The organism is Mesorhizobium tamadayense (assembly GCF_003863365.1).
GTDB lineage: Bacteria > Pseudomonadota > Alphaproteobacteria > Rhizobiales > Rhizobiaceae > Mesorhizobium > Mesorhizobium tamadayense.
In genome coordinates, this window is record NZ_RQXT01000061.1 from 17,191 (window position 1) to 39,451 (window position 22,261).

Genomic DNA, 22,261 nt, shown 5'->3' on the forward strand with positions numbered 1-22,261 from the left:
CTACCATTCAAAAGGTCTGGTTGTAGGCGCCCACTTCGGGGCTGCGGCGCAGCACGGCGTCGACAGCCTCGAACATTTGCCTTCGCCGCTGCTGCGACACCGGACTTTCTACGACCACGACCAATTCCGGCTTGTTCGACGAGGCCCGCACCAGCCCCCAGGTGCCGTCTTCGGCAACGACGCGCACGCCGTTGACGGTGATGAGGTCGGCGATCTTCTGCCCAGCGAAAACCATTCCATCCCGCTTCATGGTCTGAAAATCGGCAACCACCCGTTCGACCACACCATACTTCACGTCGTCCGCGCAGTGTGGCGACATGGTCGGCGTGCCGAAAGTCAGCGGCAGCGCGCGGTAGAGATCGGCCATCGACCTGCCGGAGCTGCGATCCAGCATCTGGCAAATGGCGATGGCGGTGACCAGCCCATCGTCATAACCCCGCCCGATCGGCGGATTGAAAAAGAAATGGCCCGACTTTTCGAAACCGGCGACCGCACCAAGTTCGGCGACGCGGCGCTTGATGTAGGAGTGGCCCGTCTTCCAGTAGTCGGTGATGGCGCCGTTGGCGCGCAGCACGCTGTCGGTGTTAAACAGGCCGGTCGACTTGACGTCGACGACGAAGGTCGAGCCCGGGTGCTGGCTGGAAATATCCCGTGCTAGCATCACACCGACCTTGTCGGCAAAAATCTCGTTGCCTTCATTGTCGACGACGCCGCAACGGTCGCCATCGCCGTCGAAGCCAAGTCCGACATCGGCTCCGGTCTCCAGCACCTTGTCCCTGATGGCATGCAGCATCTGCATGTCTTCTGGATTGGGATTATGGCGCGGGAAAGTGTGGTCGAGTTCGACATCGAGGGGGATGACCTCGCAGCCGATACGTTCCAGCACTTGCGGGGCAAAAGCGCCCGCTGTGCCATTGCCGCAAGCGGCCACGACCTTCAGCTTTCGTTTGATGCTCTTGTCTCTGGTCAGATCGTCGAGGTAGGTCGTGCGAAAATCGCGAACGAAATCATAGGACCCGCGATCTGTGAGGTCGAAATCGCCGGCCAGCACGATCGCCTTCAGCGCGTTCATCTCTTCCGGGCCGAAGGTCAATGGCCGGGCCGCGCCCATTTTGACGCCGGTCCAGCCATTCTCGTTGTGCGAAGCGGTGACCATGGCGACCGAGGGGGTATCCAAAACAAACTGAGCGAAATAGGCCATCGGCGACAACGCCAGGCCGATGTCCCTGACGCGTGCACCGGCGGCCATCAGGCCCGACACCAGCGCCAGCTTGATCGACAGCGAATAGGAGCGGAAATCATGCCCGGTGACGATATCGGAACCGGCACCCAGACGGCGGATCAGCGTGCCAAGTCCCATGCCGAGCGCCTGAACACCGATCAGATTGAGCTCAGGCGGTTGCGGCGAGCTCGGATGGCCAAACCACCAGCGCGCATCGTATTCGCGAAAGCCTGAGGGCTTGATCAGCGACGAGGTTTCGAATTCGAAGCTATTGGGTCTGGCTTCGCCAATGGATTTGATCGTCACGGGGGCAGGCAGCTCCAGACAAACGCGACCAGAGTTCGACAACGGGCATATGGCTTACTCCCGCTTTCCGCCTCTTTGGCGGGTCTTGGTGCCGTCGCGAAACCAAAAACGCAATCGAGGCGCGTCCGAACAGAACCAGATCGACGGGGTGCCAGGAGCTTCACAAAGTCGCGATATGTTCGGAGGAGTTGTCAATTAGGCTCAAACGACCCGGATCGTTCAAATCGAATTCAATAATACGTGGCGCGAAGAGGCGCGCGTAGCGCGAGAAGGCACTGGTCGGCGGAAAACGAATAACGGTATCACACCGCCCAAGAAGGTACATTTCGACGAGCGCAGAAAAACCGCCGTTAACCCCCAGCCCTGCGCTGTGTAATGGCCCGGCCAGATCCGCCTGGAAGTTTTTTGGAATGGTGAAAAGATCAGGAAACACACCCGACAAGTCATGACGCACCTGCGCACTGTCAGTACACAAGAGCACCCGTACAGGTTTTGGATACGGTAGTGCTTTGGCCTTCCGAATGGCCGTGCACACCTGCCGGAAGGCGAGGTCCGGATCAGCCCAGTAGGGAGCGTGCTCCATAATATCTTCGCCGTTGCCATGCCGGACATGCACCCCGATTATGCTGTGCTCCTTAAAGTGCTCCTGGTGGATAGCGTCAATCCGAGCTTCAATTTCAGGCCTCGGTTTGATACTTCGAAAAATCTGTCGTTCGGCATCCACATCGCAACGCCACATCAAGCAAGCATCACACACTACTGTGTTGGCTTCAGTATCATCTTGGGCCTCGAAAAGCTCTCTCAGCTCTTCACGTTCTCGGAAAATCTGTTCATCTGGGCGCAAAACGCAGTCGATCGATGGCTTATTCCACCACGGCGGGAAGAAAGGCCCAGGGAATGAGAGCTGGTTGATCTGGTCGTCGCAAATAACCGGTACGCCAGCGATGTCTTGAACTGGTTGGAAGAACACCGGAAACGCATTCGTGAAGGGTTGATCGAGATAACACGAGCCACGCCAATCTATTGCTAGCGAGCGACCTGTCCGATGCGCGTAGGACCAGGCTGCCGCCAGCGACCACATGCAATCACCAAAACCGGTACGCCGTCGAGAAACGACGAACCGATCCTCGCTCGATCCGATCATCTGTGATCGCGGTGCTAGCATCTCGTTCTCCATTTATCGTGACAAGAAAGTTGAATTGCCTGTCTCAAGACCGTTCCACCTAACCTGGGGCTATGTCGCTCGCCGACTTCCTGCTGGAGACGCGTGCGTCAGCTGCAACATGGAGATAGCGTCCTTGAGGTGCTTGCAACGAACGGCCAACTATTGGCCGGATGATCATGCGCCTCCGCGCAAACTTCGTGGCACTGCATCACAGATCTCCTTCTCTCGGAGTTATCTCAGCGCATCAGGCGCCGGCGAAGCAGCACCATCGAGAGGAAGAACGGCAACACCGCGTAAATGCAAAGCGCACCGATATGCAGGGCGATTCGGCCAGGCGGGCGATTAAGCATTTCCGGACGAATAAGGTCGATCGAATGTGCCAGCGGCAAAAAGTGCGCTACCTGCTGAAAGGTGCCCGACAATTGCGTGACCGGGAAGACCGCGCCTGACAGGAACAGCATGGGTGTGAGGAAGAGCGACTGGTAGAATACAAAATAGTGGTAACTAGGCGCAAGCGCGGTGACGGTCATCGCCAGGCTCGCAAAGGTGAAGCCAGTCAGAGCGATGGCTGGTAGCGCATAGAGGAGGGACGACCATCCCGCATAGCCCAGCGTGGCGGCAACGATGGTAATTGTCGTACCCGCTATAAAGGCTTTGGTGGCTGCCCAGGCCAATTCACCGAGAACGATGTCGCCGAGGGTTAGTTGTGTGCACAGGATTGCTTCCCAGATGCGCTGTTCGCGCATGCGAGGGAAAACCGCATAAATTGTTTCGAAGGTCGATGCCGTCATCGCGCTTGTCGCAACCATGCCGGCTGCCAAAAAAGCAACGTACGACGTATCTTCAACGCGACCTATCATCATTCCGAGGCCAGTGCCGAGTCCAAAAAGATAGATCATGGGATCGGCGAGGTTACCGAGAATTGATGCAAGTGCGGACTTCTTCCATAACAGATAGTTGCGGCGCCACACTGCCATCCAGTTCCACGCGTTGGCGGGTAGAGCCGCAGCAAAATCCTCACCCATAGTTCACTTCTCCATCTCGTGTCCGGTCAGCCGCAAGAAAACGTCCTCCAGATTGGGTGGACGCTCCAGAAGACGCAGACCGGCGCGCCCGCGCAGTTGCACGCGCACCTGCTCCGGATCGGGCGCATAGCAAAAGAGCGTCTCGCCGCTCACCTCGATGCGCTGAACGTAGGGCCTGATCAGCGAACTCAGCTCCTGTGGATTGCCGCCGAAAATCTCGATCACGTGGCACCCGATATGTTCGTCAATCAGGGCATGAGGACTGCCTTCGGCGATGTTGCGTCCATGCTCGAGAACGCACAACCGATCGCACAACCGCTCAGCCTCTTCCATAAAATGGGTAGTCAAAATGATCGTCTTGCCGCGCGCCAGCAGGAAACGCAGACGCTCCCAGATCAGGTGGCGAGCGTGCGGGTCGAGGCCGGTAGTCGGCTCGTCCATTACGAGTAGCTGCGGGTCGTTGATCAGCGCACGTGCCAGCGTCAGGCGCCGCTTCATGCCGCCGGATAGATCGGCGACACGTGCATCCGCCTTGCTCTCAAGGCGGGCGAACTCGAGGAGCGATGGGATGACCGCTTTGATCGCGCGTGTGCTCATGCCAAAGTAGCGCCCGAACACCAGCAAGTTCTCGCGGACCGTGAATTCCAGGTCAAGATTGTCGAACTGGGGAACCACGCCGATGCGCTTGCGTGCCAAGCGACTCCGTGCCGGCACCGGCACTCCGAGCACCGTGATCTTGCCCGCGTCAGGCCGTGTCATGCCGAGGACCATACGTGCAATCGTGCTCTTGCCCGCACCGTTCGGCCCCAGCAGGCCGAAGCACTCTCCCGACGCAACGGTGAGCGAAAGCCCGTTCACAACGAGCTTGTTGCCAAATGACTTCATCACGCCGGTAAGGTCGATTGCTACATTGGACATGCGTCTATCTCCGGCTGAAACAAGCCGTTCGGCCGGCGGGAGCTCACTTGCGAGCGTTCTGGTCCAGAGCAGGCCATCGCTGTGACGACCCTTGGGAAGCCGGAGCATTTGTGTGTGACGCTCCCTCTAGGGGTTGCCGTCGAGCCGCTACGTACGTCTGCGGCCACCTCCCGTTGAAACGTTGTCCAGCTCACGACTTGTGCCCTAGGCAGTACACGATCATTCGCCACTGAACACGCTCTCAGACTCCACCACCCTTGAAGAACCGCGCGAAAGATCCGCCCTGCGAATTGCGTGAGCAACTTCCGAACCTCCCGTAGCGTTTGGTCCGGCGATCGGGTTTTTGACGACGATCTGCTTTTCCCCTCCATAGGGTAGGGTAGGCGCCTTGCGCGACAGCCAATCGCTATTGCTCAATGTACACAGCGCATAGGCTTTCAAGGGGAGCAAGAGAAAGATGTTGATGAATGTGTGCAGAGAAAAACCGAGAAATCGAAGTTGACGGGCACGAAACGCGGCCACACTGCACCGAATGATGGTCATGGATGCAATCATCAGGACTGCCGACCAAGGCACTGTGGCTGTCAGTGCGAGCTGCGCGAGTCCAGCCAGTACCGACAGGGCGAGTAAAAGCGGGCCCAGATTCTGTCCGACCACATCCAAGGTGAGATAGCGATCGAGGCTTGGCAATAGGCGTAACGCAAGCAACGTGTCTCGAAATGTGCTTCGAGCCCAGCGGAGTTGTTGGCGAAGATACGGCCCTAGCCGATCCGGAACGACCGTTGCGGCGATGGCGTCAGGAACGTATTCGGTTCGAAGGCCTGCTTTCAGCATGAGGATCGTGAGATGGCGATCCTCACCGAAGTCGCTTGGCTTCCCACGAAACAGTTGCGTCTCGTACTGATCTAGCAGCAACAGGAGTGCGGAGCGACGGTACATCGCACATGGGCCGCAGCAGCACATAACAGCACCAAAGCGAGCCTGTGCCGCTCGCTCCTCATTGCAAGCCAGCCAGTACTCCATATCGATCAACCGGGTCAGCCAGGTGTCGCTCCGGTTGCTGGCCACCAATTGGCCCATGGCCGCGCCGACGGCTGGATGCTGCATCTTCAATGCAAGCTTTGTGACGACGTCGGACGCGAGTGTCGTGTCCGAGTCGACATTCAGCACCAAATCTCCAGATGAGCGGCGTATCGCGGCGATCTGAGCTTTGCGTTTGCCAACATTCTTGTCGAGCAAAACGAAGCTGAATCTGGGGTCGCCCGCAAAGGCACCGTGTACCGGCACGACAGCGTCGCGATTTGAGGAACCGTCATCGACCACATAGACCTGCAGTTTCCCGGCATATTGTTGGCTTGCAATGGACGCCAGGCACGCCGAGAGCGCGCTCGGATCCTCGTTGAAGCAGGGGACAATGACATCCACGCTCGGCAGAAGGTCGAAACCGACCAAGTTGTCCGACGCCGGTGAACGGTCCATCGGCAAAGCATAAGCCATCTGCATGCTTTTATAAGCAGCCGAGAGCAGCGCATAGCACGAGACGGCGACAGTACTGGCTGTGGCAAGCAGGTCCATAGGATCTCGCAATTTTCAGTGATATTGTGGAAGGGCGCGAACTTCGTATCCGCAGGCGTTTAATGCCGGAATCAGCTGGGAGAGCGCCTGGGCGGTCTGGTCGCGCAGACTGGCTTGAGTGCTCTGTCTCGACTCGTCGGGCGGGCAGCCGTCGTGCAAGAGAATGATTGCACCCGGTCGGACAGAGGCGAGCACTGCATCGACAATTGCGTCGGTGCCGGGGCGAGACCAGTCTCGCGAGTCTACAGACCAATGAAGCGCCGCCAGTCCAGCGATTTCTGACGCCGTGAACACTTCTTCGCTCCATGCGCCGTAAGGCGCGCGAATGAAGCGCACCGTGGCCTGCGGGCAGGCCATCATGATGGCTCCGTTCGCTTCAAAGACTTCACGTTGCACTTCGCCGAAGCCGCATTTGCACAGATCCGGATGAGTCATCGTGTGGTTGCCCACCTCGTGCCCTTCTGCGACAATTCGTTGGATTAGATCCGGGTGCTCTACGGCGTAGGCGCCGATGACGAAGAACGTCGCCGGCACCCCATTTTGCGCCAACACGTCGAGGATCTGCGGTGTGAAAAATGGATTGGGACCGTCGTCAAACGTCAGATAAACGCTGCGACGGCCGGTGCCAGTCCACTCACTCGGCACATCGCTTATACAGTTCAGACGTTTCATAGCTCCGAACCGTTCCGATCAATCAAGGTGCCGGACGGCCACTCGCTCATCGAGCGTCCAATCGGCACAACGAAGACAAGCACGTCCTCCACGCGCGTGGGCGGCAGGTCGAGATACACTCCTGGGCTGGTTGACCGTACGCGAACGCCCGATAAAATGGTCGCCCGGCCATCTCTGCAGAACCTCTCGACATGGTTCCGCATCGCAGGCTGAATCGTGCCGAAAGCGAAGGGAACGCCGAGCTGCTGCAACACTGGATACACAGCGCTCATTGAAAGGCTGATTCCCTCAAGATCCTGACGTACCCCGTACAAGCCAACTTCGGCCACTAACAGATCGACCTCGCCAACCTTGATGAAGCGGCGCAGCATGCAAATGTGGGCCGCTATGCCGTTCGAGTCGTAGCCGATTGCGCGGAATTCTGGCCTCACACCGGCCCAACTCTGGCCGCCTTCGAATGGCTTTACGTCGACCGCCTCAGTATAGGTCTTTCGCAAGAAGTCGGAGAGTTCGACATGGTCGGCAAGCCGCAACTCATTTTCCCAGCACAACCTCCACCGCACGTCAGAGCGCATGGGAAGACCTCATCTCTGTTGGTGTTTTCTTAAGGTAAGCGCCTACGCGTAAGGGGCTTGGAGCGTCGGCCCGACGCGATTTAGCTTGCGCAGATCATCGGAAAAACCTAGCCGCAAAGGACATGCGACTCGGTTGCCGTTCGGTGTACATCGCACGGCGTACACCGGAGAATGCTCATCGGAGCCAACGCAAACATTGATATCTTCCTTTAGGGCTTCCTTGAATTCCCCCTATGCGATTTCCTGCAAAATCGGTAAAATCGTTTGTTTCGATCAAACGCATTCACGCCATGGATAGCCAAAGACATGCGTTTCAAAGGGCTCGATCTGAACCTTCTCGTCGTACTCGACGCGCTGCTGAGCGAGCGCGGCCTCACGGCGGCGGCACGCCGCATCAACTTAAGTCAGCCGGCCATGAGTGCGGCCGTCGCCCGGCTGCGTGACTATTTCCACGATGAATTGTTTACCATGAGCGGCCGCGAACGCATTCTGACACCGCGTGCGACAGCTCTTGCCCCAGCAGTCCGCGACGCCCTCCTGCACATCCAGTCCTCGATTATGTCATCGGATCCGTTTAACCCAGCTCGGTCCGATCGCCGCTTCAGGATCATTATTTCCGATTTCGCTACGCTCGTGTTTTTTGAAAAAGTCGTGGAGCGTGTTGCCCGGGAAGCCCCCGCCGTCACCTTCGAATTGCTGCCTCTCGACGACAGCCCCGATGAGCTCCTCCGGCGCGGTGACGTCGATTTTTTAATCATTCCAGATGTGGCCATGTCGAACTCGCATCCAAGAGTGGCGCTTTTCTACGAGAGGCTCGTATGCGTAGGCTGTGCCGCGAACAAGCAGCTGCCACGGCAGCTTACATTCGAGAGATACATGTCGATGAGACACGTCTGCGTCAGGTTCGGACGTTTGATGAAGCCCTCCCTTGAGGAAGGGTTCTTGCTTGAGCATGGTCTTAAGAGACGTGTCGAAGTCGTCGTGCAGGGCTTCAGCATGATCCCGCCCATGGTGTCCGGCACAGCTCGTATAGCGACCGTGCCCCTCCGGCTGGTCAAGCATTTCGAAAAAACGTTCCCCCTTCAAGTCGTAGAACTTCCGCTGCCGCTTCCCGGTTTCACCGAAGCCGCCCAATGGCCGGCTCTCCACAATAGCGATCCGGCAACCATCTGGATGCGGGAGATAATGGTGCAGGAGGCATCTCGGATGTCTGCTCCGCTGATGCCAGGGGACGCTCCAGGCGCTCCTGGATTCACTCCGGCTGTCACCACCCCCTCTCATGTTCTCTGTCAAGAATGAGGGCGACAGCTCGAGAGGCCAGCTGATTAGCAGATGTTGCGCTTGCAGCCCGTGAGGCTCACGAGGCGACGAGTGGAGTTCAGAGACCACAGTCTCTCGTCCCGGGGTCGATACCGCGGTCGGGATTTTTCAGCTCGGGCTGGCATTGGTCTAAGCTTGCTGAGGTCCATCGTGAGTTTATCACGGCGGCAGCTTGATGGGTGATTGCGTTGAAGCTCTGGTCGGCTTTGTCAGCTCGCATACGGTACACGACAGTCATGGTAAGAACGGGATGATGTGTTTGGATTGGAGATTCCTAGGATCTTGGCCCATGACACTGATTCATTCCGCTCTCATCGAGGGGTAGATCGGCCTTTGCGTTGAGCAAGAGCCGTGCGACGCTCGCGGTGCTGATCGCCGGCTTGCCCAGTCGTGCAGCGTCAACGTTTCGCATCTGGCCGTGCACCTTTGCGTCCGGCGCAGCATACCTCGAAGTATCGGCGGTTGCAGCGCTTCTTCCAGTTCGTCCAGCTCGACCACGCCGTGGCGGCACGGCTGGTGGTGCAGATGCTCAATCTGGAGCGACCAAAATATCTGGCGTTCGATCGTATCAACTGGAAGCTCGGATCGCGCGACATCAACATACTGGCCATCGTCACCCGTCGCTTCCGGTGCGGCTGCTGTTCAACCTGCTGCCGCATCAGGGCAATTCCGACATCGGCTGCCGCATTGCTGATGCGCCGCTACCTCCGCCTGCTTCCTGCTGCCTCCATCCGCTGCCTGCTCGCCGACGTGAGTTCATTGGGGCCGAAATGGATGATTTCCTCAACCAAAACAATGCCCCCTTTGTTACCCGCGTGAAGGTCGACATGACCGTCACCCTCGAGGATGGTCATGCATGGTTGCTCGCCACCCTCGTGCGACGTAGGCGGGCCCGATGCTCAACCCTGGTCGGGCACATCAACAGCGCGGCAGGCACCCCGCGCGAATCGCGGTCAGCCCGCCGAAGGCGAGGCCGAATCTTAGTGGTCATGCCGCCCTTGGGGCGGCCTATCGCTTGGCTCTGAGTCCCTCTTTTGCGCGGCGGCGGCACGCCGCATTAAACTCAGTCAGCCGGCCATGAGTGCAGCCGTCGCCCGGCTGCGCTACTGTTCGGCGATATTTTACGACAAACGGCCGCTAACGTTTCCTAACCGCATTGCGGCAACACTTACCCCCCGCAGTCCGAGGCGGTGCGACCTTTCGCGTGATTCCTACAACATGGTAGCCATCTTACGCACAATCTCGGCCGCGACCACCGGTGATTTTTTGGCCATAGCCGGCCGGCGGCCCTGATGCTGAATGACTCCCAGATCATGTGGCGGATACTGTGGCTGCGGAGGTCGCGATCGCCTCAGAACAGGCAGGTTCCGGCCATCCGTGCTCAAATCATCGCCATACCGCCGTTGACATGGATGGTCTGGCCGGTGACGTAGGCTGCCTCATTGGAAGCAAGGTAGGCGACGGCAGGGGCGACTTCGGCGCAGGTGCCCATGCGCCTTGTCGGGATCGCCGCCATGATCGTCTCCTTCTGCTTGTCGTTGAGCTTGTCGGTCATCGCCGATTCGATAAAGCCTGGAGCGACGCAGTTGACGGTGATGTTGCGGGTGGCGATCTCCTGCGCCAGCGACTTGGAAAAGCCGATCATACCGGCCTTGGAGGCTGAGTAGTTGGTCTGGCCCGAATTACCGGTGATACCGGAGACGGAAGTGATGTTGATGATGCGGCCATGCCGGCGCCGCACCATCGGATGGGTAAGCTCGCGGGTCAGCCAGAACACGGCGGTCAAATTGACCTCGAGCACGCTATCCCAGTCGGCATCAGCCATGCGCACGAACAACCCGTCCTTGGTGATGCCGGCATTGTTGACGAGAATGTCGACGCCCTCGAGGTCGGCCTCCGCCTTCTGGCCGAGCGCCTTGACCTCGTCGCGGTCGGACAGATTGGCCGGAAACAGTTTGACCCGGTCGCCGAGCTCGGCAGCCAGCGTCTCCAGCTTCTCGACGCGCGTGCCGTGCAGGCCGACGATGGCGCCTTGCGCATGCAATACCCTGGCGATCGCCTCGCCGATGCCTCCCGATGCGCCGGTGACGAGCGCCTTGCGACCGGTCAATTCAAACATTTCTTATCCTTTCTCAAATGCTGCAGGCAGGTGAATTCACCTTTAAGTACGGCCGAGCCAGAAGTCCTCGGCTTCGATGGTAGCTTCCTCGCCGCTCCTGATCCGCGCCAAGATCTCGGCTGCGCGCTATAATCGTCTATGCAGCCCAACCGCGTTGGATGAGCTCGTGCACCCAATTGGCCGCGGCGGTCAGGGCCACGATAAACCCGGCACGGCTCGACCGACCTGATCACTGGACTGATACTTGCTGGCTATCCCAGTGCTTGCACTAGGACATGCAGCCTTCAGCCTACGGAAGGACTTTGCAGGAGGCATGTCGTAGGGCTACTACACCTGTTTGAATGCTAGAACTGCGTTCATGCCGCCCATAGCAAACGCGTTGCTCATGGCCACACGCACCTTACGCTCGCGCGGCACGTTGGGCGTGACGTCGAGATCGCAATCGGGGTCTGGCTCGCGATAGTTGGCGGTCGGCGGTACAACGCCCTCTTGGATCGCCATCACACAGGCGATCATTTCAAGCGCACTCGCTGCACCGAGGCAATGCGCGTGGGTGGACTTGGTGGAAGAGACGGACATCGAATAAGCATGGTCCCCGAAGACGCGCCTGATCGCCGCCGTTTCCATTTGATCGTTAGCCTTGGTGCCGGTGCCATGCGCGTTCAGGTACTCCACGTCCTCGGGATTCAGCCCCGCATCGGCAAGGCAGGCGCGCATCGCCGCCTCCGGCCCGTGGACCGCCGGTGCGGCGATGTGGAAAGCATCGGCAGACAGGCCGACGCCGGCGACCTCGGCAAGAATCGTTGCACCGCGGGCAGCAGCATGATCATAGCTTTCCAGCACGGCCATGCCCGCACCCTCGCCTAGCACTAAGCCCTTCCGGTCGGCGGAGAAGGGCCGGCAAGTATCCGGAGCGAGTACGCGCATTACTTCCCATGCCTTCACCACAATGAATACGAACGGCGCGTCGCTGCCTCCCGCAAGCATCACGTCGGCCCGGCCGGACCTGATCTGGTCTACCGCCGAGGCGATCGCATGATTGGCCGATGCACAGGCGGAGGTGACGCCGAAGACCGGCCCGCGCAGGCCGAGGCTCATGCTGACATGGCAGGCAGCCGCGCTTGGCATCGCCTTCACTCCAGTGAACAGATCAATGCGGGTCGCGGAGCCCAAAAGGAGGGCGCGATAGGCTTTTTCGGTCGCGTCATAGCCGCCGAAGCCGACGCCCACTGTCGCTCCGAAACGATGGGCATTGCCTTCATCACAGGAAAGTCCGGCCTGTAGCATGGCTTCGCGCGCTGCAACCACGGCAAGCAGGCTGAAGCGGTCCATGGAGAGGAGCTGCCTGCGATCGACGTCGTGCTCAGGCAGCTTCTTGATCTCGGCGCCGATTGTCCCCTCCAGCCCATGAAGCAGTGGATTGACAATCGGACCGATGGCCGATCGGCCCTCGCGCATGCCTGTCCAGATGGAGGCGGCATCGGTGCCCAGTCCGCACAGCCCGCCCAGTCCGGTGATGACGACGCGACGATCCATTCAAGCCGCCTTACTGAGCAAGCCGCGCATGGCTTCAACCATGTCGCCGACTGTTTGGAGATCAGACCACGCCTCGGCCGTGTTCATTTCGAGCTTGATGTCGTAGGCCTGCTCCAGATCCCAGAGTACGTCCGCTAATCCCAGTGAATCGATGCCGAGCCCAGTCAGTTCCGTCGCAGTCGTTATTTCGCCGGCGAATGGTGCAGTCGTTTCCTCGGCACCCTGCGATTCGATGCGTTTCTTTATTATCTCAATGATTTCCGTTGCGAGTTGATCAGCCATTTTTGTTTCTTTCTATTTCAGCCTGTTTTGACGTGGACGCGACTCAACTCCTTGCGTCGCGTCCACGCCGCGAAAATTAGCCATTAAGCTTGTGCAGCTGACAACGTCTCGTCCTCATAAGAGCCGGATGAGTTCCGACCAGTCTGCGGCGTAGGCTCCAATGACGAGGAACGTCGCTGGCACCTGATTTTGCGCGAGCACGTCAATGATCTGCGGTATGAAAAGCGGATTGGCACCCTTGTCGAAGCCAGACAGACGCTGTGCTCTTCGGTGTCGCCCACGCAGCCACCCGGGACAGATATGTAGCCCCGGAGTTTCATAGCTCCGGACCGTTACGGTCGATCAGGGTGCCGGAGGGCCACTCGTCCATCGAGCGTCCAATCGGCGAAACCAAGATGAGCACATCCTCCAGGCGCGTGGGCGGCAGATCGAGATACACTCCTGGGCGGGTCGACCGTACGCGAACGCCCGTTAACATGGTCGTCCGGCCATCTCTGCAGAACCTCTCGACATGGTTCCGCATCGCGTGCCGAACCGTGCCGAAAGCGAATGGAACTCCAAGCTGCTGCAGCACTGGGTAGACAGCGCGCATTGAAAAGCTGATCCCCAATCTCTCAAGATCCTGACGCACCCCGTACAAGCCCAGTTCGGCCACTAACAGATCGACCTCGCCAACCTTGATGAAGCGGCGTAGTATGCCGATGTGTGCTGCTACACCATGCGCGTCCCTGGCGATTAGGCGGAGTTCCGGCCTCGCGCCAGCCCAGCTGCGGCCGCCTTCGAATGGCTTTGCGTTGAAGGCGCCAGTCCTTCCATAGGTGTTTCGGAAGAACTCGGAGAGGTCGGCCTGGTCGGCCGATCGCAGGTCATTTTCCCAGCATAACCTCCATTGCACGGCAGAGCGCATGGAAGAATTTCTCCTTTCGGGCTGTCCTTAAGACGCCTATCACGGCATAGAGGCGGCGGTGATCGGTGCGCCAGGTATTTTGTCCATGCAAGATTTCTGAACAATGATAAAATCGTTAGTTTCGATAGAAGGTATCCACTCTATGGATAGCTGCAGACATGCGTTTCAAGGGGCTTGATCTAAACCTCCTCGTCGTGCTGGACGCATTGCTGGCGGAGCGCAGTCTCTCGGCGGCAGCACGCCGCATTAACCTCAGTCAGCCCGCGATGAGCGCGGCCGTCGCCCGCCTGCGCGATTTTTTCGGCGATGAACTATTCAGCATGAGCGGCCGCGAACGTATTCTGACGTCACGTGCGGCAGCACTTGCCCCCGCAGTCCGCAACGCTCTCTTGCACATCCAGTCCTCGATTATTTCATCGGATCCCTTTGACCCAGCTCAATCCGATCGCCGCTTCAGGATCATTATTTCCGATTTCGCTACGCTCGTTTTTTTTGAAAAAGTAGTGGAGCGTGTTGCCCGGGAAGCCCCCACCGTCACCTTCGAATTGCTGCCTATCGACGATAGCCCCGATGAGCTCCTCCGGCGCGCTGACATCGATTTTCTAATTCTTCCGGATTTGTTCACGTCGAGCGCGCATTCAAGCGTGGCCTTGTTCGACGAGAGGCTCGTATGCGTAGGCTGTCCCACGAATAAGCAGCTACCACGGCAGCTTACCTTCGAGAGATACATGTCGATGAGACACGTTTCGGTCAGGTTCGGACGTTTGCTGATGCCCTCCGTCGAGGAATGGTTCTTGCTTGAGCATGGTCTTAAGAGACGTATCGAGGTCGCCGTGCAAGGCTTCAGCATGATCCCGCCCATGGTGTCCGGCACAGCTCGTATAGCGACCATGCCCTTCCGGCTGGTCAAGCATTTCGAAAAAACATTTCCCCTTCAGATTGTCGAACTTCCGCTGCCGCTTCCCGCTTTCACCGAAGCCGCCCAATGGCCGGCTCTCCACAATAGCGATCCGGCAAGCATTTGGATGCGGGAGATAATGATACAGGAGGCATCTCGGATGGCTGCTCCGATGTGACACCAGGGGAGGCTCCAGGCGCACTTACATTTACTACCCCTGCCACCAGCTGCTCTCGCGTCAACAGCCGGCGCTGGATGAAGTGAACGCTGGCGGTAAGTGCACCTGCGAGATCGTCCAATGTGCGGACTTCCTCGACCAACTCGAACGAGAAGGGTCCCGCGTAGCCGCCATCAAGCAGCGCCCGGATCTGGCTGCCATTGTCGGATCCTCCAAGGAAGCGATCCGGATAAATCCAGAAGGTCGGGTCGTTCACGCATGAAATGTGTACGAGACCGGTTAGCTCGCAGGAGAAGAACGTCTCCCCGGCGAGGGTGTGGTGGAACGTGTCGTGCACGAGGCGAAAGACGGATTGGCCATCAACCGCGGCAATGGCCTTAGCCGCTTCCTTCTTCGATCGAAGCGAGCAGGTCTGGAAGCTCAGCGGCTCGATAAGACCGATCAAACCGCGCGACTCGAGGATCGGCTTGAGCGCGCTCAAGGCGACGGGCAAATTCCCGTGGCGCTCGGCGATCGCCGGCCACGAGCCGTCATTGACCGGCACAAGCACGAGCGCCGTCGCCCCGCAGTCAGCCGCATAATCGACGAGCTTGATCGCCTCGGCCTTGCGCGCGTGGGTCCACTCATTGAAGCGCTGCAAGGTGTTGACAGAGATAATCGTGACGCCCGCATCAGCGGCGGCAGACCGGACACGCGCAGCTGGCACGCTAGGTGCAAAAGAATTGCTGAGAAGAACGTCGGTCACACCATGGTCGCGGGCAAGCGCGAAAAATGCCTGAACATCAAGTCGGGAGCCCACCAAGTGGTCGAGCGCAAAGCGGGGCGATGCCTGGCGCATGGCTTGGTCTTTTCCTTTCATGAAGCGCGCCCACCTGTTCGGCTTCCGCCGCGTCGCAACTGCTCGTTGATTCAACAGACAAGAAGGACAGTCAATCAAACTTTCTTTCATTTTTGCAAGGAAGCTCCGCAGTCATGATAGAATACCATCAAGATTCATATATTTTCCGGCAGATGGATGTCGAACGGCAGAAATGTCTGCCCCGGCGTCTCCACTGTGCCGGTCTCGATGGCCCGCGCCATCAACATCATCAACTCCTGGCAAAGCCGGCGCAGTGGCGTGGCGACAGCCATCGTGATGATATTATCTGCGAGCGCCGCCCGTGACTCAGGCGTGATTTCATTCACGATCGCGACGAGATCCTGACCTTTACCCTCTTCCCGCAGCGCAGTGATGGCGCCCTCCATGCCCCCGCCGGCCACATAGAAGCCGACGAGCTCGGGTTCCCGCTGCATGAGATCGAGTGTAGCCTCGTAGGTGATCTGCCGTTTCTCGAGGTTCACGAGCGGATCGAGCACCTCGAATGTCGGCGCGTTCTCACGGCAATAGGAGCGAAAGCCGATGTCCCGCAGCTCGTGCCCCTGGAAGCGGTGGCTGCCGACAAACACCGCCACCTTTCCGGGTCGTTTTGCGATCCTGGAAAACATCCAAGCGGCCGTGCGCCCCACCTTGCGGTTGTTAAGGCCGACATAGCCCTGACGCACCCCGGCCGCGAAGTCGGAAAGCAGTGAGAAAACCGGAATGCCTTTGGACTTGAGCTCCTCAACCGCCGCTGTAATTTTCGGGTGGTCCGGTGCCACCACGGCAATCGCGTGGCAGCGCGCGCCCAAATCCTTGAGCAGCGCAATCAGGTCGCCCGGCACATTTGACGGCGCGAATTCGATGAGCGGAATGCCGTGGAAGGACTGGGCCAAACTGACCGATGCTTCGACCTCGCGCGCGAAGTCTTGGTAGAAATGCTGGGCCGGTTTTCTCAAGATGAAGCCCAGCCGATAGTGCGGCAGGTCCCCCTGCAAGCGCTGCTTGATGAGACCAGCAGCATGATAGCCGATGGCGTGGGCGGCCTCGTGGACCCGCCGCGCGGTCTCCTCCCGCACCGGATGACGGGCGTTCAGAACGCGATCGACCGTCGCCACGCTGACTCCGGCTTCACGGGCGATATCGGCAATTGTGGGGCGTTTGGTCATGGATCCAATTCTGAAAATTCTAACGGCGGCTGACCCTCTGTCATCCAGCGCATCTAGGCGAAGGTCCGCGCAGCAAAGAGAAGACGTCCGTATGCTCCACGATCGACGGCGTATTCGATGAACAGCAATCCAGGGGTAGATCGGGCGGGTATCGATGTACCTTCTTGTGCGTAGGAGCCAGTGATTTTGCACTCACCGCATTTTTGTGCTTCTCATTTCATCGACACGCGAAGCGCTGTTTTGGCGCCTGCGCGTCTATTGTTTGGTGCTTGTGACCAGGCCGGCGACTTAACAGGTCGCGAAGCTGCGACCTCGGCGCGTGGCTGGTTAATGCTCGGCAAACTGTTGACCGCAGAAGGCGGCTTTCATCTGCGCTTGGTCCAATTCGCCTTCCCAGCGAGCGACGACGAGCGATGCCACCGCGTTACCGACGACATTCGTCAGCGCCCGGCATTCCGACATGAAGCGGTCGACGCCAAGGATCAGCGCCATGCCAGCAACCGGAACACTGGGTACTACGGCGAGCGTAGCGGCCAGCGTGATGAATCCCGCACCTGTTACGCCTGCTGCACCCTTCGAGGAAAGCATCGCAACCAGCAGCAGGAGGACCTGGTCGCTAATTGACAGATCCGTGTTCGTCGCCTGTGCGATGAAGAGGGCCGCCAGCGTCATGTAAATATTGGTGCCGTCCAGGTTGAAAGAATATCCCGTCGGGATGACGAGACCCACCACCGAACGCTTGGCGCCGGCCTTCTCCATCTTGTCCATGAGCGAAGGTAGCGCGGCCTCCGAGGAGGACGTTGCCAGGACCAGCAGCAGCTCTTCCTTGATGTAGCGAATGAGAGAAAAGATCGAGAAGCCATTGTAGCGGCAGACCGCGCCGAGAACGCCGAACACGAAGAGGACGGCGGTGAAATAGAACGTCGCGACCAGTATCGCGAGGTTGACGATCGACCCGATGCCATATTTGCCGGTCGTGAAGGCCATTGCGCCGAAAGCGCCGATCGGGGCGGCCTTCATCAGTACACTGACGAGCTTGAAAATGGGTGCGATAAGCGCCTGGAGAAGGCAAACGACAGGCTTGCCCGTCTCTCCGACCATCGCAAGGGCGATGCCGAACAGAACCGAGAAGAACAGGACCTGGAGGATGTCGCCTTGCGCGAAGGCACCGACGATCGTCGACGGGATGATGTCCATCAGGAAGCCGGTGATCGACTGCTCGTGGGCTTTCGCGGCATAGGTATTCACGGCCTGGACGTCGAGCGAGGCCGGATCGATGTTGAGGCCGGCACCTGGCTGAACGACATTGGCGACGACGAGGCCGACGATAAGTGCCAGCGTCGAGAAGGTGAGGAAATAGATCATCGCCTTGCCGGCAACTCGGCCAACCTTCTGGAGATCGTTCATGCCGGCGATGCCGGTCGCAATTGTCAGGAAGATGACAGGCGCGATGATCATCTTGACGAGCTTGATGAAGGCATCACCGAGCGGCTTCGCGCTTTCGCCGATCTCTGGAGAGAAATAGCCGAGTGCGACGCCGAGAGCGATGGCGGCAAGCACCTGTACGTAGGGCTTCGAGTAGAAGGCCTTGCGAGGCGCGACGTCCGCGCTGCGGACATGTGGAGCTAACAGCATTTCTCTCCCGAACCGAATAGGGGGCGGGCTCTTCCTCCCATCCCAGGCTTCTCCCATCGCGGCGCTCCGGTCGAACGCAGCACCGACGCGCCGCAAGTGCCGTGCCAAAATAAGGGCCTGCGCAAATCCCGCCTTTTCCCGGTTTCCGTCATCTCGCGCCAGTGGTCGTGTGCGGATTTCCGCACTGACTGCCCTCACTCCAGGCGGAATTCCACACTAACGTTCGGCAACGGTCGGGATTGAGGAATGCAGCGGCAGAAGGCGGGCTTGAGAGGGCGCCTTGCAGCTCGCCTTTGATGTGTTCCTGGCAGATCAACCGCCGGTCGACCTCTCTGGCGTGCGGTTTTGCTCACACTTGTTGATGGCCCCTCCGTTTTGTCGTCTTTGCGACGGGCCGCATTACAGGCACCAGAGCGGCCCACGCGAGCGGGCTCCTGCCAACCCCGGCCGCCGACAGTTTTGAAAGGAGACGTCGAGAAGCAGAGATTGTTTTCGGGGTCCTGACCCGCGACGCTGGGTTGAAGAGACGCTCTAATATCCGAAGCGCTGTCAAAGAAGCCGCGTTAGACCACTGCGTTATCTTCGATTCATCCACATTTGACGATGCAACACCAGCAGAGCCGACCAGTGTCATCGGCTGCGGTGCCGCTTCCGACTATTCCAAGCCGAGGGTGAACGGCACAGCATGCAACACCCGCTGGACTGACAACACGCCAAGCACCGTCGAGACGCGGGGTATTGCTGTTGTATTAAAGAGATGATGGAATTCTATCATGGACGACGAATTTCCTATCACAAAATGAAAGAAAGCTCGATTGACTAGCAGCCCTGGTTCCGGTCTGTTGAATCAACGTGTGGTTGCGCCCGGCAGAAGCCTAGAATGGCGGCCACACTTCAGAAAGGACAGCCCATGCGTCCAGCATCGCCTCGCTTTGCATTCGACTACACGGGGGCGCCCCGATTTGGTGTTCGGGCATTTTTCGCGCTTGCCGGTGACCGGGGCTCGCCACCGCCCAAATCCGTGACCACCGATCGGCAATACCTACTGCAAGCGGCATGCGGGCTGCGGCAGGCCGGTCTGCACGCCACGGAAGCCGGCCATCGATTATCTCTATCAACGCCCTGCAGCGATTCAATGAGTAGACTCCCGCGCGCCAGCAAGCTCGCCGATTATGCGACGGCCTGCGGGGCGAAGACGCTCGTGCTCGTGCCGGTCAATGACGCCTCGGACGAAAATGCCATTGCCGAGAGCGTCTGCGCGCCGACGACGTCGTAGGCGCACATGCCGCTATCGAGGATGACATGCTAGACTCAGACAATACTCGCGAATCCGAAAGAACTGCCGGGCAGACGCCGCCATGCTGCACATCGCTTCAGGACGCGAACAGGGCTAACTCAAAGCCCGAGACGAACAACGCTGTCCCCATTATGCCGGCGCATGAGACCGCACTTGCCGGGATCTTCGAAATATCGAAAGCACTCACTGCCCCCTCCCGTCTCGAAGTCAAGTTGGCCAAGGTCGTCGATCTTCTGCGATCGTTTGTGCAGATGCGGCACGGCATCATCTCTCTCCACGACGGTGATGGCAAACTGGACATCATCGTAGGCGCCGGCCTGAGCGAGAGCTGCGATGAACGCTGCCCTATGCACCTGCCGCGGAAGGCAATCGGCCAGATTGTGACCACGGAAGCGCCCCTCGTCGTCGAGAACATAGCGGCGCATTCGGCCTTCAGTACCGCCGACGCGGACGTGCTCGGGGCCCCCGGCGCCATACGAATGTCGTTCATCGGCGTGCCCATTCGCGTCGATGCGAACGTCGTCGGCACGCTGACCATCGACCGTGTGCTGGACAATGGGTCAAGACCTTGGCTCGATTACAACCTCCGTCTGCTACCCGTGATCGCCAACCTGGTGGGACAGACAGTGAAGTTGCATCGCTCATTTGTGTACGACCGCGAGCAACCGATGGCGCAGAAGGGGCCGCTGCAAAAGCAATACTGCGAGCTTAACCATCCTGCGCGGGAGCGTAAGAGGGTTTACGTCAAGGGAATGATTGGCGACAGTCGGGCACTAAGCGATCTGCTCGACAAGGTCGCGGTGGTGGCCGAGGCGAAGATCACGGTTCTGTTGCGAGGCGAATCCGGTACCGGGAAAGAACTGATCGCCAAGGCCATTCACCAATTGTCGCCGCGCGCCAAGCGGCCCTTCATCAAGCTCAATTGCGCGGCGCTGCCTGAGACAGTCCTGGAATCTGAATTGTTCGGTCATGAGAAGGGTGCCTTCACCAGCGCGTTCAATTCGCGCAAGGGGCGCTTTGAGCTTGCCGACAAAGGGACGTTGTTCCTTGACGAGATCGGCGAGATCTCGGCCTCGTTCCAGACTAAGTTGCTGCGCGTGCTGCAGGAGCAGGAGTTCGAGCGCGTCGGCGGCAATCAGACCATTAAGGTCGATGTTCGCGTGATTGCCGCCACGAACAAGGACCTGGAAGAGGCGGTTGCACGGAACGAGTTCCGCGCTGACCTCTATTACCGCATCAGCGTTGTTCCCCTGCTGGTGCCGGCGTTACGCGAAAGGCGCGGTGATATTCCGCTCCTCGCGGCTGAGTTTCTTAAGAATTTCAACAACGAGAACGGCCGCACGCTGAACTTCGATGAGAGCGCGATTGAGGTACTGATGAACTGTGATTTTCCCGGCAACATTCGCGAGCTCGAAAATTGCGTGCAACGGACAGCGATCATGGCGGCGGGGCAATCCATCGGGAGAAACGACTTTTCCTGCCACCACGGCAAATGCTCTGCCGCAGCGCTGTGGAAGAGCACATCCGGCAAGATCGCGCTGCAGCCGGGGCCGATCGTGCCGGTGCCAGTGAATGCGCCCACATCGCCGGCCGCGGCCGCTAGTTCTGCCGCCGCGCCAGTCTCGCCAGCGATCACTGGGCAGCCATTGCCAGCGCCTGCCGGCGCAGCCCGCTCAAATGGTGCGAGGATCATCGATCGCGAGGCCGTTGTCGCGGCCATGGAAAGATGTGGCTGGGTGCAGGCCAAGGCGGCACGCCTGCTTGGACTGACGCCGCGCCAGATCGGCTATGTACTGAGGAAATACGGCATCGAGATCAAGCGACTGTGAAAGGACGACTGAGGCGAACAAATCGGGCGTTGGTGGTTTGGCGAACCTTGGCCCGATGACGAGGGGATGCAGCCCCGGCTCGGCGCCAATTCGGTCCGATGGAGGACAGTCCGCTCGCCTCACCGCAGTGACGCCCGACAAAGGTGGTGCGGTGGCAGCGCTGTCATCGCCGGCCATGTTGCTCTCGACCTCATGCCGAATGCTCTGGGATACTAAAAAACGGAGGAAGGATATGTCCGATGCAAAAATGGAAAGTGTGCTTTCGTCACTTTCGCAAGTGGCGAGACAATTAGAGGCGCTGCCATCCGACCGGCCAACGCCGGATGCAAGTTGCGTCAAGCTAAGCACGAATGAGAACCCATTTCCGTTGCCGACAATCATAATGAAAAGCGCGATGTCGGCCCTTCGACGGCAGTATCTATATCCAGAAGACGACAACATCAGCTTGAGGGAAGCAGCCTCCAATGCCTACGGCGTCTCCAAGGATCAGGTGATCGCCGGTAACGGATCGTCTGAACTGCTCGGACTTATCTACAGAGCTTTCCTTGTCCCGGGCGATAGCGTGGCAATGATGTCGCCAGGTTTCTCGTTCAACCGCAAACTTGCCATGTTGCAGGGCGCTCGATTTCTTGAAATCGGATGGGGCGAAGCTCCTTCCTTGCCGATAGAGCAATTGCTTTCTGAACCTGCAAAAGACGCCAAGTTCATTCTGTTGACCAATCCGAACAATCCGACAGGAACATTTGTTCCGGTGGCCGATATCGAACGCCTCCTAGG

The 22,261-nt window shown here is 58.9% G+C and carries 20 protein-coding genes and 1 pseudogene; 6 read left to right on the forward strand and 15 right to left on the reverse strand.

The window, feature by feature from the left end; translation table 11 throughout:
• Positions 1-7: 7 nt before the first annotated feature.
• The 7 genes from EH240_RS31735 to EH240_RS31765 all read right to left on the reverse strand — a co-directional run bounded on the left by EH240_RS31735 (position 8) and on the right by EH240_RS31765 (position 7,458).
• A complete protein-coding gene (locus EH240_RS31735) occupies positions 8-1,528 on the reverse strand; it encodes a phosphomannomutase/phosphoglucomutase (RefSeq protein ID WP_125005956.1) in 1,521 nt (506 codons plus the stop codon).
• 160 nt (positions 1,529-1,688) lie between these two features.
• On the reverse strand, positions 1,689-2,693 hold the full coding sequence (locus EH240_RS31740) for a nodulation protein NodZ (protein ID WP_281035190.1): 1,005 nt from the start codon (positions 2,691-2,693) through the stop codon (positions 1,689-1,691).
• Between the two features lie 236 nt (positions 2,694-2,929).
• The gene (locus EH240_RS31745; protein WP_125005958.1) at positions 2,930-3,718 is read right to left on the reverse strand and encodes an ABC transporter permease; all 789 of its coding nucleotides are present in this window, start codon (positions 3,716-3,718) and stop codon (positions 2,930-2,932) included.
• 3 nt (positions 3,719-3,721) lie between these two features.
• Positions 3,722-4,636, reverse strand: a complete 915-nt coding sequence (nodI, locus tag EH240_RS31750; RefSeq protein ID WP_125005960.1) for a nodulation factor ABC transporter ATP-binding protein NodI — start codon at positions 4,634-4,636, stop codon at positions 3,722-3,724.
• 219 nt (positions 4,637-4,855) lie between these two features.
• Positions 4,856-6,211 (reverse strand): chitooligosaccharide synthase NodC, encoded by a 1,356-nt coding sequence (gene nodC / locus EH240_RS31755; RefSeq protein WP_125005962.1) that lies wholly within the window; start codon positions 6,209-6,211, stop codon positions 4,856-4,858.
• Between the two features lie 15 nt (positions 6,212-6,226).
• Positions 6,227-6,883, reverse strand: coding sequence for a chitooligosaccharide deacetylase NodB (nodB, locus tag EH240_RS31760; RefSeq protein ID WP_125005964.1), 657 nt, complete (start codon positions 6,881-6,883; stop codon positions 6,227-6,229).
• A complete protein-coding gene (locus EH240_RS31765; RefSeq protein WP_125005966.1) occupies positions 6,880-7,458 on the reverse strand; it encodes a NodA family N-acyltransferase in 579 nt (192 codons plus the stop codon). The genes nodB and EH240_RS31765 overlap by 4 nt, the downstream gene beginning before the upstream one ends.
• Positions 7,459-7,764: 306 nt before the next feature.
• Here EH240_RS31765 and EH240_RS31770 point away from each other — a divergent pair, with 306 nt between their 5' ends.
• Both EH240_RS31770 and EH240_RS31775 read left to right on the forward strand, forming a co-directional pair.
• Complete coding sequence (locus EH240_RS31770; RefSeq protein ID WP_125005976.1) at positions 7,765-8,757, forward strand: LysR family transcriptional regulator; 993 nt, start codon at positions 7,765-7,767, stop codon at positions 8,755-8,757.
• A gap of 483 nt (positions 8,758-9,240) precedes the next feature.
• Entirely contained in the window at positions 9,241-9,597 is a 357-nt protein-coding gene (locus EH240_RS31775) for a hypothetical protein (RefSeq protein ID WP_125005978.1), read from the forward strand.
• Between the two features lie 562 nt (positions 9,598-10,159).
• On the opposite strand, the gene fabG is transcribed toward EH240_RS31775, so the two are convergent.
• From fabG to EH240_RS31800, 5 genes and pseudogenes are all read right to left on the reverse strand, one after another.
• Positions 10,160-10,897, reverse strand: a complete 738-nt coding sequence (fabG, locus tag EH240_RS31780) for a 3-oxoacyl-[acyl-carrier-protein] reductase (RefSeq protein WP_125005980.1) — start codon at positions 10,895-10,897, stop codon at positions 10,160-10,162.
• Positions 10,898-11,224: 327 nt separating this feature from the next.
• Positions 11,225-12,433 (reverse strand): beta-ketoacyl-[acyl-carrier-protein] synthase family protein, encoded by a 1,209-nt coding sequence (locus EH240_RS31785; protein ID WP_125005983.1) that lies wholly within the window; start codon positions 12,431-12,433, stop codon positions 11,225-11,227.
• The gene (locus tag EH240_RS31790; RefSeq protein WP_125005985.1) at positions 12,434-12,715 is read right to left on the reverse strand and encodes an acyl carrier protein; all 282 of its coding nucleotides are present in this window, start codon (positions 12,713-12,715) and stop codon (positions 12,434-12,436) included.
• A gap of 123 nt (positions 12,716-12,838) precedes the next feature.
• Positions 12,839-13,015 (reverse strand): annotated as a pseudogene (locus tag EH240_RS39955) (polysaccharide deacetylase family protein); the annotation flags it as partial.
• Positions 13,016-13,031: 16 nt separating this feature from the next.
• On the reverse strand, positions 13,032-13,622 hold the full coding sequence (locus tag EH240_RS31800; RefSeq protein ID WP_125005987.1) for a NodA family N-acyltransferase: 591 nt from the start codon (positions 13,620-13,622) through the stop codon (positions 13,032-13,034).
• A gap of 158 nt (positions 13,623-13,780) precedes the next feature.
• Between EH240_RS31800 and EH240_RS31805 the strand changes: the two genes are divergently transcribed.
• On the forward strand, positions 13,781-14,698 hold the full coding sequence (locus EH240_RS31805) for a LysR family transcriptional regulator (protein WP_125005989.1): 918 nt from the start codon (positions 13,781-13,783) through the stop codon (positions 14,696-14,698).
• Here EH240_RS31805 and EH240_RS31810 read toward each other — a convergent pair.
• From EH240_RS31810 to EH240_RS31820, 3 genes are all read right to left on the reverse strand, one after another.
• Positions 14,592-15,557 carry a TIM barrel protein gene (locus tag EH240_RS31810; RefSeq protein WP_245436559.1) on the reverse strand — a complete coding sequence of 322 codons (966 nt, stop codon included), beginning with the start codon at positions 15,555-15,557 and terminating at the stop codon, positions 14,592-14,594. The two genes, EH240_RS31805 and EH240_RS31810, sit on opposite strands and share 107 nt — an antisense overlap.
• 134 nt (positions 15,558-15,691) lie before the next feature.
• Positions 15,692-16,723 carry a LacI family DNA-binding transcriptional regulator gene (locus EH240_RS31815; RefSeq protein ID WP_125005991.1) on the reverse strand — a complete coding sequence of 344 codons (1,032 nt, stop codon included), beginning with the start codon at positions 16,721-16,723 and terminating at the stop codon, positions 15,692-15,694.
• A 327-nt stretch (positions 16,724-17,050) separates the two neighbouring features.
• Positions 17,051-18,358, reverse strand: a complete 1,308-nt coding sequence (locus EH240_RS31820) for a dicarboxylate/amino acid:cation symporter (protein ID WP_167484256.1) — start codon at positions 18,356-18,358, stop codon at positions 17,051-17,053.
• Between the two features lie 1,135 nt (positions 18,359-19,493).
• Between EH240_RS31820 and EH240_RS38295 the strand changes: the two genes are divergently transcribed.
• From EH240_RS38295 to EH240_RS31830, 3 genes are all read left to right on the forward strand, one after another.
• The gene (locus EH240_RS38295; RefSeq protein ID WP_167484257.1) at positions 19,494-19,634 is read left to right on the forward strand and encodes a hypothetical protein; all 141 of its coding nucleotides are present in this window, start codon (positions 19,494-19,496) and stop codon (positions 19,632-19,634) included.
• A 26-nt stretch (positions 19,635-19,660) separates the two neighbouring features.
• Entirely contained in the window at positions 19,661-21,484 is a 1,824-nt protein-coding gene (gene nifA / locus EH240_RS31825) for a nif-specific transcriptional activator NifA (RefSeq protein ID WP_125005995.1), read from the forward strand.
• A 232-nt stretch (positions 21,485-21,716) separates the two neighbouring features.
• Positions 21,717-22,261: aminotransferase class I/II-fold pyridoxal phosphate-dependent enzyme (locus EH240_RS31830; RefSeq protein ID WP_125005997.1), on the forward strand; the 545-nt coding region annotated here is incomplete at its 3' end.

Coding starts and splice junctions, on each gene's coding strand:
- EH240_RS31785 (WP_125005983.1), bottom strand. CDS start 12,433: ATGGATCGTCGCGTCGTCATCACCGGACTGGGCGGGCTGTGCGGACTG.
- EH240_RS38295 (WP_167484257.1), top strand. CDS start 19,494: ATGAGTAGACTCCCGCGCGCCAGCAAGCTCGCCGATTATGCGACGGCC.
- EH240_RS31790 (WP_125005985.1), bottom strand. CDS start 12,715: ATGGCTGATCAACTCGCAACGGAAATCATTGAGATAATAAAGAAACGC.
- EH240_RS31740 (WP_281035190.1), bottom strand. CDS start 2,693: ATGCTAGCACCGCGATCACAGATGATCGGATCGAGCGAGGATCGGTTC.
- EH240_RS31810 (WP_245436559.1), bottom strand. CDS start 15,557: ATGAAAGGAAAAGACCAAGCCATGCGCCAGGCATCGCCCCGCTTTGCG.
- nodI (WP_125005960.1), bottom strand. CDS start 4,636: ATGTCCAATGTAGCAATCGACCTTACCGGCGTGATGAAGTCATTTGGC.
- EH240_RS31770 (WP_125005976.1), top strand. CDS start 7,765: ATGCGTTTCAAAGGGCTCGATCTGAACCTTCTCGTCGTACTCGACGCG.
- EH240_RS31745 (WP_125005958.1), bottom strand. CDS start 3,718: ATGGGTGAGGATTTTGCTGCGGCTCTACCCGCCAACGCGTGGAACTGG.
- nodC (WP_125005962.1), bottom strand. CDS start 6,211: ATGGACCTGCTTGCCACAGCCAGTACTGTCGCCGTCTCGTGCTATGCG.
- EH240_RS31800 (WP_125005987.1), bottom strand. CDS start 13,622: ATGCGCTCTGCCGTGCAATGGAGGTTATGCTGGGAAAATGACCTGCGA.
- nifA (WP_125005995.1), top strand. CDS start 19,661: ATGCTAGACTCAGACAATACTCGCGAATCCGAAAGAACTGCCGGGCAG.
- EH240_RS31815 (WP_125005991.1), bottom strand. CDS start 16,723: ATGACCAAACGCCCCACAATTGCCGATATCGCCCGTGAAGCCGGAGTC.
- EH240_RS31820 (WP_167484256.1), bottom strand. CDS start 18,358: ATGCTGTTAGCTCCACATGTCCGCAGCGCGGACGTCGCGCCTCGCAAG.
- fabG (WP_125005980.1), bottom strand. CDS start 10,897: ATGTTTGAATTGACCGGTCGCAAGGCGCTCGTCACCGGCGCATCGGGA.
- EH240_RS31765 (WP_125005966.1), bottom strand. CDS start 7,458: ATGCGCTCTGACGTGCGGTGGAGGTTGTGCTGGGAAAATGAGTTGCGG.
- nodB (WP_125005964.1), bottom strand. CDS start 6,883: ATGAAACGTCTGAACTGTATAAGCGATGTGCCGAGTGAGTGGACTGGC.
- EH240_RS31805 (WP_125005989.1), top strand. CDS start 13,781: ATGCGTTTCAAGGGGCTTGATCTAAACCTCCTCGTCGTGCTGGACGCA.